This is a genomic window from Sphingomonas molluscorum, assembly GCF_039522995.1.
Classification (GTDB): domain Bacteria; phylum Pseudomonadota; class Alphaproteobacteria; order Sphingomonadales; family Sphingomonadaceae; genus Sphingomonas; species Sphingomonas molluscorum.
In genome coordinates this window covers 22210-37615 of sequence record NZ_BAAAEL010000001.1, presented here as the reverse complement: position 1 = coordinate 37615, position 15406 = coordinate 22210, and the positions used below count along the sequence as shown (strand labels likewise).

15 protein-coding genes are annotated in these 15406 nt (G+C 67.4%); 5 read left to right on the top strand and 10 right to left on the bottom strand.

What is annotated here, in order from left to right:
* Window positions 1–23 precede the first annotated feature (23 nt).
* Entirely contained in the window at window positions 24–803 is a 780-nt protein-coding gene (locus tag ABDZ92_RS00200; protein ID WP_125961366.1) for an SDR family oxidoreductase, read from the top strand.
* Window positions 804–845: 42 nt separating this feature from the next.
* Here the strand turns inward: ABDZ92_RS00200 and ABDZ92_RS00195 are convergent, their stop codons facing one another.
* Window positions 846–1784, bottom strand: coding sequence for an aromatic alcohol reductase (locus tag ABDZ92_RS00195; RefSeq protein WP_125961365.1), 939 nt, complete (start codon window positions 1782–1784; stop codon window positions 846–848).
* Window positions 1785–1849: 65 nt separating this feature from the next.
* On the opposite strand from ABDZ92_RS00195, the gene ABDZ92_RS00190 reads away from it, so the two are divergent.
* Entirely contained in the window at window positions 1850–2278 is a 429-nt protein-coding gene (locus ABDZ92_RS00190; RefSeq protein WP_125961364.1) for a winged helix-turn-helix transcriptional regulator, read from the top strand.
* A 74-nt stretch (window positions 2279–2352) separates the two neighbouring features.
* On the opposite strand, the gene bfr is transcribed toward ABDZ92_RS00190, so the two are convergent.
* From bfr to purL, 5 genes are all read right to left on the bottom strand, one after another.
* On the bottom strand, window positions 2353–2844 hold the full coding sequence (gene bfr, locus ABDZ92_RS00185; protein ID WP_125961468.1) for a bacterioferritin: 492 nt from the start codon (window positions 2842–2844) through the stop codon (window positions 2353–2355).
* A 105-nt stretch (window positions 2845–2949) separates the two neighbouring features.
* Complete coding sequence (locus tag ABDZ92_RS00180) at window positions 2950–3120, bottom strand: (2Fe-2S)-binding protein (RefSeq protein ID WP_125961363.1); 171 nt, start codon at window positions 3118–3120, stop codon at window positions 2950–2952.
* Between the two features lie 92 nt (window positions 3121–3212).
* On the bottom strand, window positions 3213–4469 hold the full coding sequence (locus ABDZ92_RS00175) for a DUF418 domain-containing protein (protein ID WP_125961362.1): 1257 nt from the start codon (window positions 4467–4469) through the stop codon (window positions 3213–3215).
* 480 nt (window positions 4470–4949) lie between these two features.
* Window positions 4950–5348 (bottom strand): hypothetical protein, encoded by a 399-nt coding sequence (locus ABDZ92_RS00170; RefSeq protein ID WP_125961361.1) that lies wholly within the window; start codon window positions 5346–5348, stop codon window positions 4950–4952.
* Between the two features lie 58 nt (window positions 5349–5406).
* A complete protein-coding gene (purL, locus tag ABDZ92_RS00165) occupies window positions 5407–7626 on the bottom strand; it encodes a phosphoribosylformylglycinamidine synthase subunit PurL (RefSeq protein ID WP_125961360.1) in 2220 nt (739 codons plus the stop codon).
* A gap of 155 nt (window positions 7627–7781) precedes the next feature.
* On the opposite strand from purL, the gene ABDZ92_RS00160 reads away from it, so the two are divergent.
* Window positions 7782–8204 carry a VOC family protein gene (locus ABDZ92_RS00160; RefSeq protein ID WP_125961359.1) on the top strand — a complete coding sequence of 141 codons (423 nt, stop codon included), beginning with the start codon at window positions 7782–7784 and terminating at the stop codon, window positions 8202–8204.
* A 15-nt stretch (window positions 8205–8219) separates the two neighbouring features.
* Here ABDZ92_RS00160 and ABDZ92_RS00155 read toward each other — a convergent pair whose 3' ends face one another.
* Complete coding sequence (locus ABDZ92_RS00155) at window positions 8220–8624, bottom strand: Dabb family protein (RefSeq protein ID WP_241211891.1); 405 nt, start codon at window positions 8622–8624, stop codon at window positions 8220–8222.
* Window positions 8625–8702: 78 nt separating this feature from the next.
* Window positions 8703–10259, bottom strand: a complete 1557-nt coding sequence (locus tag ABDZ92_RS00150; RefSeq protein ID WP_241211889.1) for a DUF1570 domain-containing protein — start codon at window positions 10257–10259, stop codon at window positions 8703–8705.
* Window positions 10260–10395: 136 nt separating this feature from the next.
* On the opposite strand from ABDZ92_RS00150, the gene nadA reads away from it, so the two are divergent.
* Together nadA and ABDZ92_RS00140 are read left to right on the top strand one after the other, a co-directional pair.
* Complete coding sequence (nadA, locus tag ABDZ92_RS00145; RefSeq protein ID WP_125961358.1) at window positions 10396–11406, top strand: quinolinate synthase NadA; 1011 nt, start codon at window positions 10396–10398, stop codon at window positions 11404–11406.
* Between the two features lie 38 nt (window positions 11407–11444).
* The gene (locus tag ABDZ92_RS00140; protein ID WP_125961357.1) at window positions 11445–12281 is read left to right on the top strand and encodes a TIGR00266 family protein; all 837 of its coding nucleotides are present in this window, start codon (window positions 11445–11447) and stop codon (window positions 12279–12281) included.
* 19 nt (window positions 12282–12300) lie between these two features.
* Here ABDZ92_RS00140 and ABDZ92_RS00135 read toward each other — a convergent pair whose 3' ends face one another.
* Window positions 12301–13203, bottom strand: coding sequence for a transporter (locus ABDZ92_RS00135; protein ID WP_125961356.1), 903 nt, complete (start codon window positions 13201–13203; stop codon window positions 12301–12303).
* Between the two features lie 10 nt (window positions 13204–13213).
* Window positions 13214–15103, bottom strand: coding sequence for an alkyl/aryl-sulfatase (locus ABDZ92_RS00130; protein ID WP_206432223.1), 1890 nt, complete (start codon window positions 15101–15103; stop codon window positions 13214–13216).
* Window positions 15104–15406: the final 303 nt, after the last annotated feature.

Here is a 15406-nt window from a genome sequence, read left to right as displayed (position 1 = left end):
CCGGACTCTGTTTCGAGAACATCATGCAACGACTGAAGAACAAGACGTGCGTCGTCACCGGCGCTGCGCGTGGCATCGGCCGCGCCATCGCCGCCCGCTTCCACGACGAAGGGGCGATCGTCATCGCCACCGACATCGACGCCGCCATGGGGGCGGCTGCGGCCGCCGAAATCGGCTGCCGGTTCGAACCCCTCGACGTGCGCGAGGAAGGCGATTGGGCGCGGCTGGCCGGCATCGTCCCGGTGGCGGATGTGGTGGTCAACAATGCCGGCATCACCGGCTTCGAAGGGGGCATGGTGCCCCACGACCCTGAACACGCCAGCCTCGCCGACTGGCGTGCGGTGCATCGCGTCAACCTCGACGGCACCTTCCTCGGCTGCCGCTACGCGATCGGCGCGATGAAGGGGACGGGAAGGGGCTCGATCCTCAACATCTCCTCGCGCTCGGGACTGGTCGGCATCCCGGGCGCGGCGGCCTATGCCGCGTCCAAGGCGGCGATCCGCAACCACAGCAAGACGGTGGCGCTTTATTGCGCGCAGCAGGGCTGGCAGATCCGCTGCAACTCGATCCACCCGGCCGCCATCCTCACCCCGATCTGGGAGCCGATGCTCGGCAGCGGCCCTGATCGGGAGGCGAGGATGCAGGCGTTCGTGGCCGACACCCCGCTCAAGCGCTTCGGCATGCCGGACGAAGTCGCGGCGATCGCGGTGACGCTCGCTTCGGACGAGGCAACCTACGTCACCGGCACCGAGATCAACATCGACGGCGGCCTGCTGGCAGGCTCCGCCGCTTCCCCCGGCTGACCGCAGCGGCGGGCGCGGCCGACCGCGCCCGCCGCCTTCGGCCTAGCCGCGACGACCTCCCACCGGGCGCTGCTGCCGCAGCCAGCCGGTGACATCGGTGACGGCGATCCCCTGCGCCGCGTTGAATGTCCGCTCCCGGTCCCAGGCGACGCCGGTATCGCGCGCGAACGCTAGCCGGTATGCGCGCATGCTATCCCCCGGATGCGCCGCCGCGTCCGCGCGCAACTGCTCCATGCTCCACAGCACGCGCGCCACCGGCCGCCCCAGATGGGCTTCGACCCGGTCCGCCAGCTCGGCATAGGAGACGGTGTCCCCCGCCACGTACACGACTTGGTCGTCCAGCCGCGGCCGATGCGCCAGGATCGCCGCCGTCAGCCGGCCGATGTCCTCAGGCGTGGTCACCGTCAGCCGATGCTCCCAGCTGCCGAGCGCATGCACCCGGCCATGCTCCAGGTCGACCAGCCCAAACGCCGGCTCGAACAGGAAGCTGGTGAACATGCCCGTAGAAACGATTGTCCAGCGCGTGTGCGACTGGCCGCGCAGCAGGTCGCGCACATCGGCCTGCTCGTCGAACACCGGCTGACCGCTGCCGCGCCCCACGACGTCATAGTCGACGCCGAACTGCCAGGGGACATAGCGTTCCACCCCTGCCTTCAGCACGGCCGCGGTGATCCTGCGCTGGGTGCCGGGCCCGCCGACGAACCCCGTGCAACAGATCACGGTGTCGAAGCGCGCGAACACCGCGGCAAGCGCGTCCTCCGTCTCCGTCGCCAGGTCCGCGCGAACGATGTCGATGCCCAGGCTGTGCAACCGTGCCTCGATCCGCTCCTCGGCGGCAGGGTCTTGCCGGGGCCGCAGCAGCACGCTCAGCGTGCGTCCGTCGGCCGTGCGCCGGTCGGCGAGAGCCTCCAGCATCGCAACGCCCAGTTCGCCCGCGCCGAGGACGAGCGTGGCATCGGGCTTGGGTTCGGTCTCGTGCATTCGTATCTCCTCCAATCGGGTGGGGGAGATGGCTCGCCGATCCGCGAGCAAAAGAAGGCACAGGCGTGATACCGCACCCGAAAAGCAGCTTCGAAGACGTGATCGCCCAATCGCAGGCCGCCTGTGCGGCGCTGAGCGACGCGGACGACGGCCTGAAGCGGGAAGTGCTGGCCCATGCCGGCAACCGCTGGTCGCTGGGCATCGTCCATGCGCTGGGCGTCGCGGGAACGCTTCGCCACGCGGAGCTCGCCCGGCGGCTGGACGGGGTCACCCAGCGCATGCTCACCCGCACCCTGCGCCAGCTGGAGCGCGACGGACTGATCGCCCGCCACGACTATCGGGAGGTGCCGCCGCGGGTCGACTATCGGCTGACGGAGCTTGGGCGCGGGCTGCTGGTGGGCATGCTGCCGCTCTGGACCTGGGTGATCGACAACGCAGACGCGTTTCGAGCCGCCCGACGCCGATTCGACGGCGCGGATGCGGACCAGGGCTGAGCCAATCCCTCCGCGCACAAAAAAAGGGCCGGCGTCGCCGCCGGCCCCATCTTTTCGGAAACGGGTAGGGAGGCTCAGCCTTCCTTCACGTCATATTCCGACTTCGCGTTGAGGGCGATGTAGTTCTCCAGGCCCATGCGCTCGATCATCTCGAACTGGCGCTCCAGCGTGTCGACATGCTCTTCCTCATTCTCGAGGATCTCGGCGAACAGGTCGCGGCTGACGAAGTCGCGGACGCTCTCGCAGTACGCAATCGCCTCGCGCAGCTGGGCGACGGCTTCCAGCTCCAGCGCCAGGTCGGCCTTGATTGCCTCGACCACGGTCTCGCCGATGCGCAGGCGGCCGAGCAGCTGGAAGTTGGGCAGGCCGTCCAGGAAGAGGATGCGCTCCGCCAGCCGGTCGGCGTGCTTCATCTCCTCGATCGACTCCTCGCGCTCGAACTTGGCGAGCTTGTATACCCCCCAGTGATCGAACATCCGGTAGTGCAACCAATATTGATTGATCGCCGTCAGCTCATTGCGGAGCGTTTCGTTGAGAAACTCGACGACCTTGGGATCACCCTTCACGTTCACATGCCCTTGCTGGTAAATTATGGGCGTGAATCTACGGTGCTGATCCCAGTTTGAACAGGCGGAAAACGGCAGAAATCTGCGGTGTTCTACCTGCAAGCGTCACGCAATCGCGCGCTCTTCATCGATGATCTCGCGTGCGAATGGCACGCATTGTCCGCACTTCGCCTGTCGGCCGAGCGCCCGATAGGCCTGGCAGGCACTCATCGCGCCGGACCGCGCGGCCCGCCGGACTTCGTCTTCCCGAATCGCATTGCAAACGCAGACGACCATTGCCGATTCCTTGTTGACGGGGATCGGTTAGCGTCATTGCGAACTGCTCGCAACTGTTTTGCGACGCATTCGCAAATCAGGTGGGTTGGCGGTCAAACCGGGAGGGCGGCACCCTTCCGCATCGGCTGGAGCTCGAGTCGCGCCAGCGAACGCCACAGCCACTCGAACGGCCCGTAGCGATAGCGCGACAGCCACGCCGGCGACCACAGCAGCATCGCCGCCCACATCGCGAACACGATCGGATAGAGCGCCGCCCGCGACAGCGTCCCGTACCAGCCCAGCCCATAGCCGTAGAACAGCGTCGTCATGACGATGCTGGTGGTCAGATAGTTGGTGAACGCCATCCGCCCGGCCGCGGCGAGCCGCTCGGTGAGCCCGCCGCCCGGCCGCGCCAGCAGCAGGATCAGGCACGCCCAGCCCAGGATCATCAGCACGCGCAGCGGCGCGGCGAGGGGCATGGTTGCGGTCGCCACCGTCAGCAGCTCGAAATCGCGCGAGACCAGCCATGCCGCGAGCAGCGCATAGCCCGGGATGCCGATGCCGAAGCCGACCAGCATCCACCGCGCATAGCGTGCCCGCGACCAGCCGCCCGTCAGCATCCCCGAACGCAGCCCCGCCATGCCCAGCAGCATATAGCCCAGCGTCTCGGCTCCCACGAACAGCGTGGTCGACAGCGAATGCGCCAGCTCTCCCCAGCGATGCGCGACCAGGCCGCTCCAGCTGCCGCGATGCAGCGCCAGCTCCTCCTGGATATGGGGAGGGCTGGGGACGCCCATGGTGTCGATAAAGGCGCGCAGCGACTTGGCGGCTTCGGCGGCCTTGGCGGGGTCGGGATCATGGATGCCGGCCTGCATCGCCATCACGCCCAGCGGCATCATGGCGTACAACAGCCACGCCACCCCGGCGAGCACCAGCCCACGGGTCACCAGCGACCGCACGCTCGCGTTGCGGCACGTATAGGCGATCGCCCCGATCACCGCATATTGGTTCAGGATGTCGCCCCACCACAGCAGCAGCAGATGGGCGATGCCGAACACGAACAGCCAGGCCATGCGCGCAAAGTGCACCCGCGCCGGGCTCTCGCCCTTGGCCACGGCCCGGTCGATCACCAGCAGCATCGACGCGCCGAACAGGAAGCTGAACAGCCCGCGCATCTTGCCGTCGAACAGCACGAAGTTGATCAGATAGGCGGCCAGGTCGATCCCCTGGTGCCCGCCATAGGCCTTGGGGTTCGTGTACGCCGCATCGGGCATCGCAAAGGCGACGATGTTCATCAGCAGGATGCCGAGCACCGCCACCCCGCGCACCGTATCCAGCGACCCGATCCGGTCCGTCTGCGTCGTCGCCATACCCATTCCCCCACTCGCCCCGCGGGCGTTCTAGAGCAGGATCGCCTTCCACAGAAGCCGAACCAGCCCCGAACCCGTCTTTTCCGTACCCCGGCGAAGGCCGGGGCCCAGTCGGGAAGGCGGATGAAAGGGGCAACCCGCTCCCGCTCTCTTCAGTGCTCCCGCAAAGGCGGGAGCGCAGGGTTCCGAACGCCAACGCCCGTTGCCGTGCCAGGCCCTGGCCCCCTACGCGGGCTTCTGCGAAACAGAGGCCGCCGTCCGTTGACACACCCGTATTCCTGCGCAGGCAGGAATCCAGGGCCAAGCAGACCAACGAGTTTCGGTGCTTGGAACCCTGGGCTCCTGCTTTCGCAGGAGCACTGTCAGGGGCTTCGCTAAAGTCACGCCTGCGCAGGGATGCGGACGTGGGTGGGGCGGTGCGCACGCCCGCAGCGGCAATGAAGCGCTACCGTGAGGGGCACGCCGTGCCCCCCATCGCGCTCACCCGCCCGGCCGCTCCCGCAGCCGCGGCACCAGCTTGGTCGCGCGCCAGCCGGGCACCAGCAGCATCGGCTCCACGTCCACCAGCCATCCCGGCCCGATCAGGTCGCCCAGCTGCGGCGAGTCGAGCCCGAGCGAACCCGCACGCCACCCGATCCACACGAAGCCCGACATCGCAAGCAGCCCGCGCAATCGCTCCAGCGCTGCGGGCAAGGCCTCGCGCGAGGGGACGACCACCACGGCGGCGTCCAGGCCCGCCGACGGCGCCGCCTCGATCGACAGCCCCGGCACCGCCGCGTCGATCGCCCGGGCGATCTCCTCCGGCACGCCGCTGATCCACAGCCGCATGCCGCGTTTCAGGTTCAACTGGGCGGCAAGGCTGGCAGAATCCGGGGTCATGCGCGGCCTCCTTGAGGGATTGCCTCAAGGAGACGCCCGCACGCCCCTGGCGGTTCCGTCAGGCGAGGGCGGCGTCGCTGCCCATCAGGTTGGGGAAGAAGCCCTCGTGCGCCGTGCGCAGCGCATCGAGCGACACGACGAAGTCGCCGTCGGCCAGCTCGAAGATCAGCCGGCTGCCGATGGTGCGGCCGATCGGCTCCGCCTCGATCCCTGCCGCCTGCGCCCCCTTCAGGAAGTCGAGCAGCGCGTGGTCGTGCACCGTCACCAGATACACGCCCTGGTCCTCGCCGAAGAAGGAGCATGCGTGGTCGTACGGCTGCTTCTTGTCGAGGATCGCGCCGACGTTGCCGGCCAGCGCCATCTCGGCGAGTGCCACCGCCAGGCCGCCGTCGGACACGTCGTGCGCCGCCGTCACCACGCCCGCGGTGATCGCGGCGCGCAGATAGTCGCCGGTGCGGCGCTCGGCGTCCAGGTCCACCGGCGGCGGCGGGCCTTCCTCGCGGCCGTGGATCTCGCGCAGCCACAGCGACTGGCCGAGGTGGCCGGAGCGGTTGCCGAGCGCGATGATGATGTCGCCGGTCTGCTTGAAGGCGATGGTCATCGACTTCTCCCAGTCGGCCATCAGCCCCAGCCCGCCGATCGCCGGCGTCGGCAGGATCGCCGAGCCGCCGCCGGTCGCCTTCGACTCGTTGTAGAGCGACACGTTGCCCGACACGATCGGGAAGTCGAGTGCGCGGCAGGCCTCGCCCATGCCCTCCAGGCAACCGACGATCTGGCCCATGATCTCCGGCCGCTGCGGGTTGGCGAAGTTCAGGCAGTTGGTGATCGCGAGCGGGGTAGCCCCCACCGCCGTCAGGTTGCGCCACGCCTCGGCCACCGCCTGCTTGCCGCCCTCGACCGGGTCAGCGAAGCAATAGCGCGGCGTGCAGTCGGTGGTGATCGCCAGCGCCTTCTTGGTGCCGTGGACGCGCACCACCGCGGCGTCGCCGCCCGGGCGCTGCACGGTGTCTGCGCCGACCATGTGGTCATACTGTTCCCAGATCCAGCGCCGGCTGGCGATGTCGGGTGAGCCCATCAGCTTGAGCAGGTCCACGGCCGGATCGCCGCACGGCGGCACGTTCGTCAGCTCGGCCGGCTTGGGCGTCGGCACATGCGGCCGGTCGTAGAGCGGCGCCTCGTCGGCGAGCGGGGCGAGCGGAATGTCGGCAACCGTGTCGCCCTTCCACTTCAGCACCATGCGGCCGGTGTCGGTCACGCGGCCGATGATCGCGAAGTCGAGCTCCCACTTGCGGAAGATCGCCTCGGCAAAGTCCTCGCGGCCGGGCTTCAGCACCATGAGCATGCGCTCCTGGCTCTCCGACAGCATCATCTCATAGGGCGTCATGCCCTCTTCGCGCTGGGGCACGTCGTCCATCACCAGCTCGATGCCGACGCCGCCCTTGGACGCCATCTCGACCGAGGAGGAGGTGAGGCCGGCCGCACCCATGTCCTGGATCGCGACGATCGCGTCGGATGCCATCAGCTCCAGGCACGCCTCGATCAGCAGCTTCTCGGTAAAGGGGTCGCCGACCTGGACGGTGGGACGCTTCTCTTCCGAATCCTCGCCGAAATCGGCCGAGGCCATGGTCGCGCCGTGAATGCCGTCGCGGCCGGTCTTCGACCCCACATAGACGATCGGATTGCCGACGCCCGAGGCGGCCGAGTAAAAGATCTTGTCCTGGTCCGCGACGCCCACGGTCATCGCATTGACCAGGATGTTGCCGTCATAGGCCGGGTGGAAGTTCACCTCGCCGCCCACCGTCGGCACGCCCACGCAATTGCCATAGCCGCCGATGCCGTGGACCACGCCCGCGATCAGGTGGCGCATCTTGGGATGGTCGGGCCGGCCGAAGCGAAGCGCGTTCAGGTTCGCGACCGGGCGCGCGCCCATGGTGAACACGTCGCGCAGGATGCCGCCGACGCCCGTCGCCGCGCCCTGGTAAGGCTCGATGTAGGACGGGTGGTTGTGCGACTCCATCTTGAAGATCGCCGCCTGGCCGTCGCCGATGTCGACGACGCCCGCGTTCTCGCCCGGCCCGCAGATCACCTGCGGTCCCTCGGTCGGCAGCTTCTTGAGGTGAATGCGGCTCGACTTGTACGAGCAGTGCTCGGACCACATCACCGAGAAGATGCCCAACTCCGTCAGATTGGGCTCGCGGCCCATCGCGTGCAGGACGCGCTCATATTCCTCGGGGGAAAGGCCGTGCTCGGCGACGATCTCGGGCGTGATCTGGGTCATGCGCGAGCCCTTAGCGACACCGGCGCGAACGGGCTAGAGGGCAGGCGCGCAGACCCGCGGGCGCGTGCGGGATTTTCGCCCCTGCCGGACAAGCCGCTTGCCAGGACCGGCCCTCCGCTCGACCATGGCGAGGAAACCGATGGAGGAGCGCGCACGTGCAGCAGCAGATTTCGGTCATCACGCTCGGCGTCACGGACCTGCACCGATCCCGGCGCTTCTACATGCATGGCTTCGGCTGGACGCCGGTGTTCGAGAATGCGGAGATCGTCTTCTACCAGATGAACGGGCTGGTCCTCGGCACCTTCGATCGCGCGGCGCTGGAACGCGACATGAACCGGTTCGGCTCCGGGGCGGGCGGCGCCTTCTCGCTGGCGCATAACGTGCCGGCCCAGACGGATGTCGAACCCCTCATGGAGCAACTGGTCGCGGCGGGCGGGTGCATCCTCCGCCCGGCGGATGCCCCGCCGCACGGCGGCTATCGCGGCTATGTCGCCGATCCGGACGGGCACGCCTGGGAAATCGCGTGGAACCCGGCGTGGACCATCGACGAGAACGGTCTCGTCACCTTCGCGGCCTGACCCGGCGGCGGCGCCTCAGACGTCGATGCTGTCGTAGACCACGACCCGCGCCCACAGGTCGCCGCAGGTCTCCACGAAGCGCTTGTGGACCGGATGGTCCTGGTACCGGACCTGGTCGGCCACCGTGTCGAACACCATCAGTTCGGACACATGGTAGCTGCTGTCCACCACCGAACGCTGCTCGGTGGGGGCGGGGACGCCGACCCGCAGCTCCCGGATCTCGGGGATGGCGCGCAGCGTCTTGAGGCCGGCGATCAGCTTCTCCCGATCGCCCGCGCGCCCCGGCTCCTTCAGCCAGAAGAAGACGTGGTGGACCATCTGGCCCTGCCGGGGTGCCGCCGCGGCCGCGGCGCGCGATCCGAGCACCGGCAGCCCCAGTGCCGCAGCCAGCCCCATCCATCCTCGACGGTTCACGATCATGCCTGTCTCCATCCTTGCCGCGCCTGCGATCGGGTTCGCAGGCGGTGTTTGCTCGTGGGGGCCGTGCCAGTCGGCGCTTCAGTCCGCACCGCCACCTTCCGCACCTTCCGCCTCCATCGCCGCCACCACCTCCTTGCCGGACTTCTTCGCGTCCAGCAGCGCCAGCAGCCGCGCTGCGCCGTTGTCGGGTGCGGCGTGCGCCGAATAGGCGAGGGGGCGCAGCGCTCGCTTGGCGTCGTCCACCCGGTCGTCGATTAGCGACTGGTGCGCATAGGCGAAGCGCACCGCATCGTCCTGCGGCACCAGTTCATGCGCGCGGGCGAGCGCCTGCTTGGCATTGGCGGTGGGCACCGCGCCCGCCATGCCGAAGCTCGAATAGAAGAGCAGCAGCGTATAGGCGTCGTTCGGATCGATCTTGTTCGCCTTCAGCAGCCAGCTGCGCGCCTCCTTCCACACGGCCGGGTCGGTCGTCTGCGCCTCGCGCGCCCGGTTGAGGATGACTTGCGCCTTGTAGACCAGCGCCTGGGAAGACTTCGGGTCGATCGCCAGCGCCCGGTCGGCCGCCGCTTCGGCCAGGTCATAGCGCCGCGCGTCCAGCGCCATCTCGGCAAGCCAGCCCTGCACGACCGCGTCGTCCGGATAGCGCGCGCCGATCGGGATCGCGTCCTCCAGGATCGGCTGCGCGGTCTTGGTATTGACCCCGCGGTCGGACCGCATGCGCAGCCCGATCATCGCCTTCTCGCCGGGGCTGAGCGCCCGTACCTGCACCACCGGCTTCGGCAGCTTGTCCAGCCCGAATCGCAGCGCGGGGAAGGTCCGCGCCTTCAGCCGCGCGTTCAGCTCCTTGTCGAGCTGCTTCAGGTCGCCGAACGCCTCGCGCGCGGCCTCGACGCTCGGCTTCCCCTGGTTCACCGCCGTCAGGTATTTGGCGAACTGTGCCCGCCGCTCGGGCGGCGCCGCGATGGTGAGATAGTGGGTGAGCAGCCAGCCGCGCGCGTACAGCCCGTCCATCTGATCCCTGCGGATCGTGCTCATGTTGACGGAGAGAAGCTCGGAGGCGGGAAGCGGATCGCCGTGCAGCAGCGAATAGGCGCGGTGCTGCGCGGGCTTGCCGATCCAGGCCGTCTCCTTGTCGAACGACACCGTCGACAGGAACTCCGCATAGCCCTCGGAGAACCAGGCCGGATAGGCGGCGGCGAAATTGCCCAGCAGCAGGTGATGGGCATATTCGTGGAACAGCACGATCCGCGCCTGCTCGCGATCCGATCCCTCGCCGCCCAGCCCGCGCTGCGGGGTGAAGGCCACCGAACCGCTCGCCCGCCCGTCGTAGAAGCCGGCGATGTTGGCGCTGTTCGAACCGTAGAGCCGCCGCACCGCGCTGTCGTTCGGCACGACATAGAGCGTCACCTTGTTGGACTCGTCCTCCGGCCGCGCCGCCACGTTCTGAAAGTAGCGGAAGACGCCGTCGAACAGTTCCAGCTCCTCGGCCCGCTCCTTGACCGACTCCGCATTGCCCTCGGCAAAGACGACGAAGTGCTTGGAGGTCGCCTGGTACCACTCCGCCCTGGCCGGCACCGCCGCCGTCGTCGTCGCCAGCCCCAGGATCATCGACGCAAGCCGTATCGACCGACGCATTCCGTCCTCTCCCCCTTGTCCCTGACGCGCAGCCTATCGAGCGCGGTCGCGCGTGTCAGCCATCTTGCCGCACCGGGCGCAAATGGCCATGTGGGCGCTTTGTGGCCCGCTCCATGGGCACGCGGGGGAAGTTGGAATGGACGCACGCAACGGCATCGGCGGCAACTTGGCCGGCGTCGACCTGCTGGGAGAGATCGACCGGCTGCGCAAGGAGCGCAACGCCGTCATCCTCGCGCACTATTACCAGAAGCCGGAGATCCAGGACCTCGCCGATTTCGTCGGCGACAGCCTCGACCTGTCGCGCAAGGCCGCGGCCACCGATGCCGAGGTGATCGCCTTCTGCGGTGTCCGCTTCATGGCCGAGACCGCCAAGATCCTGAGCCCCGAAAAGATCGTGGTGCTCCCCGACATGGCCGCCGGCTGCAGCCTGGAGGACAGCTGCCCGCCCGAGCAGTTCGCCGCCTTCCGCGCGCAGCACCCGGATCACATCGCGCTCACCTACATCAACTGCTCGACCGAGGTGAAGGCGCTCAGCGACATCATCGTCACCTCGTCCTCGGCGGAAAAGATCCTCAGCCAGATCCCGCCCAGCCAGAAGATCATCTTCGGCCCGGACCGTAATCTCGGCGGCTATCTCGCGCGCAAGACCGGCCGCGACATGCTGCTGTGGCCCGGCGTGTGCATCGTGCACGAGGCGTTCTCGGAAACCGAACTGCTGAAGCTCAAGGCGGAGCATCCCGGCGCGCCGGTCGCCGCGCACCCGGAATGCCCGGCGGTGATCCTCGACCACGCCGACTATGTCGGCTCTACCCGCGGCATCCTGGAATATGCGCAGACCGTGCCCGGCGACACGCTGATCGTCGCGACCGAGCCGCACATCATCCACCAGATGGAAAAGGCGATGCCGGAAAAGCGCTTCATCGGCGCGCCCGGTGCCGACGGCAACTGCAACTGCAACATCTGCCCCTACATGGCGCTCAACACGATCGAGAAGCTCTACCTCGCGCTGCGCGACCTGGAGCCGCGCATCGAGATCGAGGAGAGCCTGCGCCTGAAGGCCAAGGTCTCGCTCGACCGCATGCTCGGCATGGCCAGCGGCACGGTCGGCATGGGCGACCTCGGCCCCGTCCGCGTCACCGGAGACTGATGGCCCGCGCCTGACCCCACCCGCGAGAGGAAGTTCCCATGCCGCATCCGAGCCCCTGGCAGCACCATCGTAGCAGCAGCATCGCCGACGACATCGACTTCGAGATCAAGGGCCAGGAGCTCCAGTTCCTGGAGATCGAGCTCGATCCCGGCGAGAGCGCCGTGGCGGAGGCGGGGGCGCTGGTGTGGAAGGATGCCGCGGTCGACATGACCACGGTGTTCGGCGACGGCAGCGGCGGGCAGGGTGCCGGCTTCATGGGCAAGCTGCTCGGCGCCGGCCGCCGGCTGGTGACGGGCGAGAGCCTGTTCACCACCGTCTTCACCCATCAGGGCCATGGCAAGGCGCGGGTCGCCTTTGCCTCGCCGACGCCCGGCGCGATCCTGCCGATCCGCCTGGGCGACGTGGGCGGGCGGCTGATCTGCCAGAAGGACAGCTTTCTCGCCGCCGCCAAGGGCGTGTCGATCGGCGTCCACTTCCAGAAGCGCGTGCTCACCGGCCTGTTCGGCGGCGAGGGTTTCATCATGCAGAAGCTGGAGGGCGACGGCTGGGTCTTCGTCCAGATGGGCGGCACCGTCGTCGAACGCACGCTGGCACCGGGCGAGGAACTCCACGTCGACACCGGCTGCCTGGCGGCCATGACCGACACGGTGGACTTCGACCTGGTCACGGCCGGCGGCGTGAAGAGCGTGCTGTTCGGCGGCGAGGGCCTGTTCTTCGCCCGCCTGCGCGGCCCCGGCAAGGTCTGGATCCAGTCGCTGCCCTTCTCGCGCCTGGCAGGCCGGATGCTGGCGGCCGCCGGCAGCCGCGGCGGCCAGAACCGCGGCGAAGGCTCGATCCTCGGCGGCCTCGGCGACTTCGTCGGCGGCAACAACTAGGGCAAGCGCGCGCGTCCGGTCAGAACGCTCTGTTCAGGTTCACCGAGAAGGTGGTGGCCGAGGGCGTATAGTCCTTCTTCGCCACGGAGCGGGTGAAGGCGAGGTTGATCGCCGTCGCCCGGTCCAGACTGACGCTGCCGCTCGCCCCGAGCCTCAGCGTTTGTTGCCGGTTGTCCTGCCCGACGCCGTCGACTTTGGTGGTCCCGCCATGGGCATAGACCGCGTCCAGCGACAGCCAGGCCCGGTCGCTCACGTCGTGGCTGAGGTGCCCGTCGACGCCGAACAGGGCTTTTTGCTGCAGCCTGCCGTCGCCTCGATATTCGTCGTTCGCCCCGAACAACTGGACATTGCCGTTCACGGCAAGGAGCGTGCGCGGGCCGAAGTACTTTCCGTACGAAAGCTGCGGCTTCACCATCCACCGGTTCTTGCCGATGTTGAGGAGGCTTTCCGCGTCATAGGCTCCGGTCGGCGCCGTCACGCCGATCGACCCGGTGAGATAGGCGTTCGGCTGCCACGTCGCGAACTCGCGGCGGGTCAGCGCAGGCGCCCCCGCGATGTTCATGACGAAGACGGCGTTCACATCGCCCAGGCCCTCGCTGTAGGTCTGGAGGTTCGTCCCATCCAGACGTGCCGTCACGAAGCCATAGGGGACGATCAGTTGAACACCCGCGGCCTGGCCCGCGATGCCGAAGGACCGCGCATAGCGCGCGATCGGCACATGCGCGTCCACCGATACGCCCTCGATCGGTAGCGACGGATCAACCGAAGCCTCGGTGTTCGAATAGGTATAGTAGAGGAACAGGATGTTCGTATCGACGGGGACATTCTCCCAGTCCCGGGCGCCCTGGGCGAAGGCGGATGGGGACGCCAGGATCAGCCCGCCGGCCAGGGCGGTCGCGAACGCGGCATGGTGCTTGCTCATGGTCGCGACCTCACGGCGTCACGATGTTGAAGAAGATCGGGAAGGTGTCGAGGTTGGAGAACAGCCTGGTGACGGCGCTGCGATCTCCCGAAATCTTGATTGAACCGTCGCTGATCGCTCGGTCGAAACTGGTTTGGCCCAGCGTGATCGCATCCAGCGTCTTGCGCGACAGGGAAAGGGTCGCCGTCGCCTCCGGAGATGCATCGGCCTTGCGATGGGTGAGCGCGCCACCCCGCACCGTTACGACATGGGTCTCCGCCGGGTCGGAGAACACCCAGTTGAGCTTGAGGTCTCCGCTCGCAGCAGCCTTGGGACCGTTCAACCGGATGCCCAGATAGTCGAAGTACATGGCGAGCGGCATCGCCTTGATCGTGTCCGGGGATGCCGTGCCCCCGGCGCCCTTGGGAACGCCGTTGCGCAGTTCGAAGGCGCCCATCAGCATCGCGTTGCGCCACGTTCCGTTCTCGGACTGGAAGCCCATCTGGTCGAGAGTCTCGGCCAGGAGCGCCTTGCCCGCCGCCGACTGCGGGTTCGCGAACACGACGTGCTTCATGAGTTCGGCGACCCAGCGATAGTCGCCCTGGGCAAAGGACGTGCGCCCCAGCGCGATGACCTTGTCCTCGCCGCCCATCGAGGCGACGTATTTCCTCGCGGCTTCCACGGGAGGCAGGGGATTCAGGTTCGCCGGGTTCCCGTCATAGAAGCCCATGTACCGCTGATACACCGCGCGCACATTGTGGCTCATGGAGCCGTAATAGTCCCGGTTATACCACTTCTTGCCGAGCGCCGGCGGAAGGGTCTTCAGTTCCTCGGCGATTTCCATCGGCGTGTAGCCGAGGTTGATGAGCCGCAGCGTCTGATCGTTGATGTACCGGTACATGTCCCGCTGGTCGGCAAGCATGGCCGAAATCCGCGCGGTGCCCCAGGTCGGCCAGTGGTGCTGCGCGAACAATACCTCGGTGGTGGCGCCATAGCGGGCGATCGTGTCGTCGAGGTACGAAGACCAGACGCTGGGGTCGCGCACCTGCGCGCCGCGGATGGTCAGCACGTTGTGCAGGGTGTGCGTCGCGTTCTCGGCGGCGCCGAGCGCGCGATAGGCGGGAATGTACATGTTCATTTCCGCCGGCGCTTCGGTTCCCGGCGTCAGCTGGAACTCGATCTGCAGCCCGTCGATGGTGACCTGTTCGACTGCTTTCCCGCCCGTACCGATGCTGTCGGTCGGCGCGATCAGGCCCACGGTGCCCCGGGAGGTGGTCTTGCCCAGGCCGGCGCCGACCTGTCCGGTCGGGCTCTTCGGAAGCAGGGCGCCGTACATATATTGAGCCCGGCGGCTCATCGCGGTGCCGGCATAGACGTTTTCCGAAACGGCGTGCTCCAGAAAGCCGTCGGGCGCATAGATCTTCACCTTTCCGGCGAGAACATCCGCTTCGCTGACCACGCCTTTCACGCCGCCATAATGATCTACGTGAGAGTGCGAGTAGATCACGGCAACGACGGGCCGGTCGCCGAAATGCTTCCGATAGAGCGCCATTGCGGCCGCCGCGGTCTCGGAAGAAATCAGCGGATCGACGATGATGAGGCCCGACTTGCCCTCGATGATCGTCATGTTGGAGAGGTCGAGCCCCCGAACCTGGTAGATATGTTCGGAAACCTTGAACAATCCGGCGATGTTGTTCAGCCGTTCCTGGCGCCACAAACTCGGGTTGACGGTCGCCGGTGCTTGCGCGTTGTTCTCGAACGCATAGGACTTCATGTCCCACACGACCTTGCCTTCCGCGTCGCGAATGACATCGCTGAACGCTTCAACAAGCCCCTTTTTCGCATCCTCGAAATCGGAGGTGTCGGAAAAGTCGAGCGTTTTTAGAAACCGCTCCTGCGATTCCGTCGTGGCCGTGGTCACACCCTGTTGCTCCTGTGCCTGGGAGAGCGCGGGGCACAAAAAGAGAAACGGCGTCGAAAGGACGCAAGCCAGCGATCTCATGAAACAACACCCCTGTTGATCAATACGACTACAAGTATAGAGTAGAATTGTTCCGCTGCATTTTCATGGCATCATCGTTATTGTGGCTGATGTTGCGGCACCGTGCTTTTTCGGCACTGGCCCGCCAGCGGTCGTTCCAAGCTGCCGGTTCCGAACCACCCGCGTGCAGGCTTCCTATCGGCCGCTACCAGGCGTGGTAGGCGGGCAGGGTTGGGGCACCGT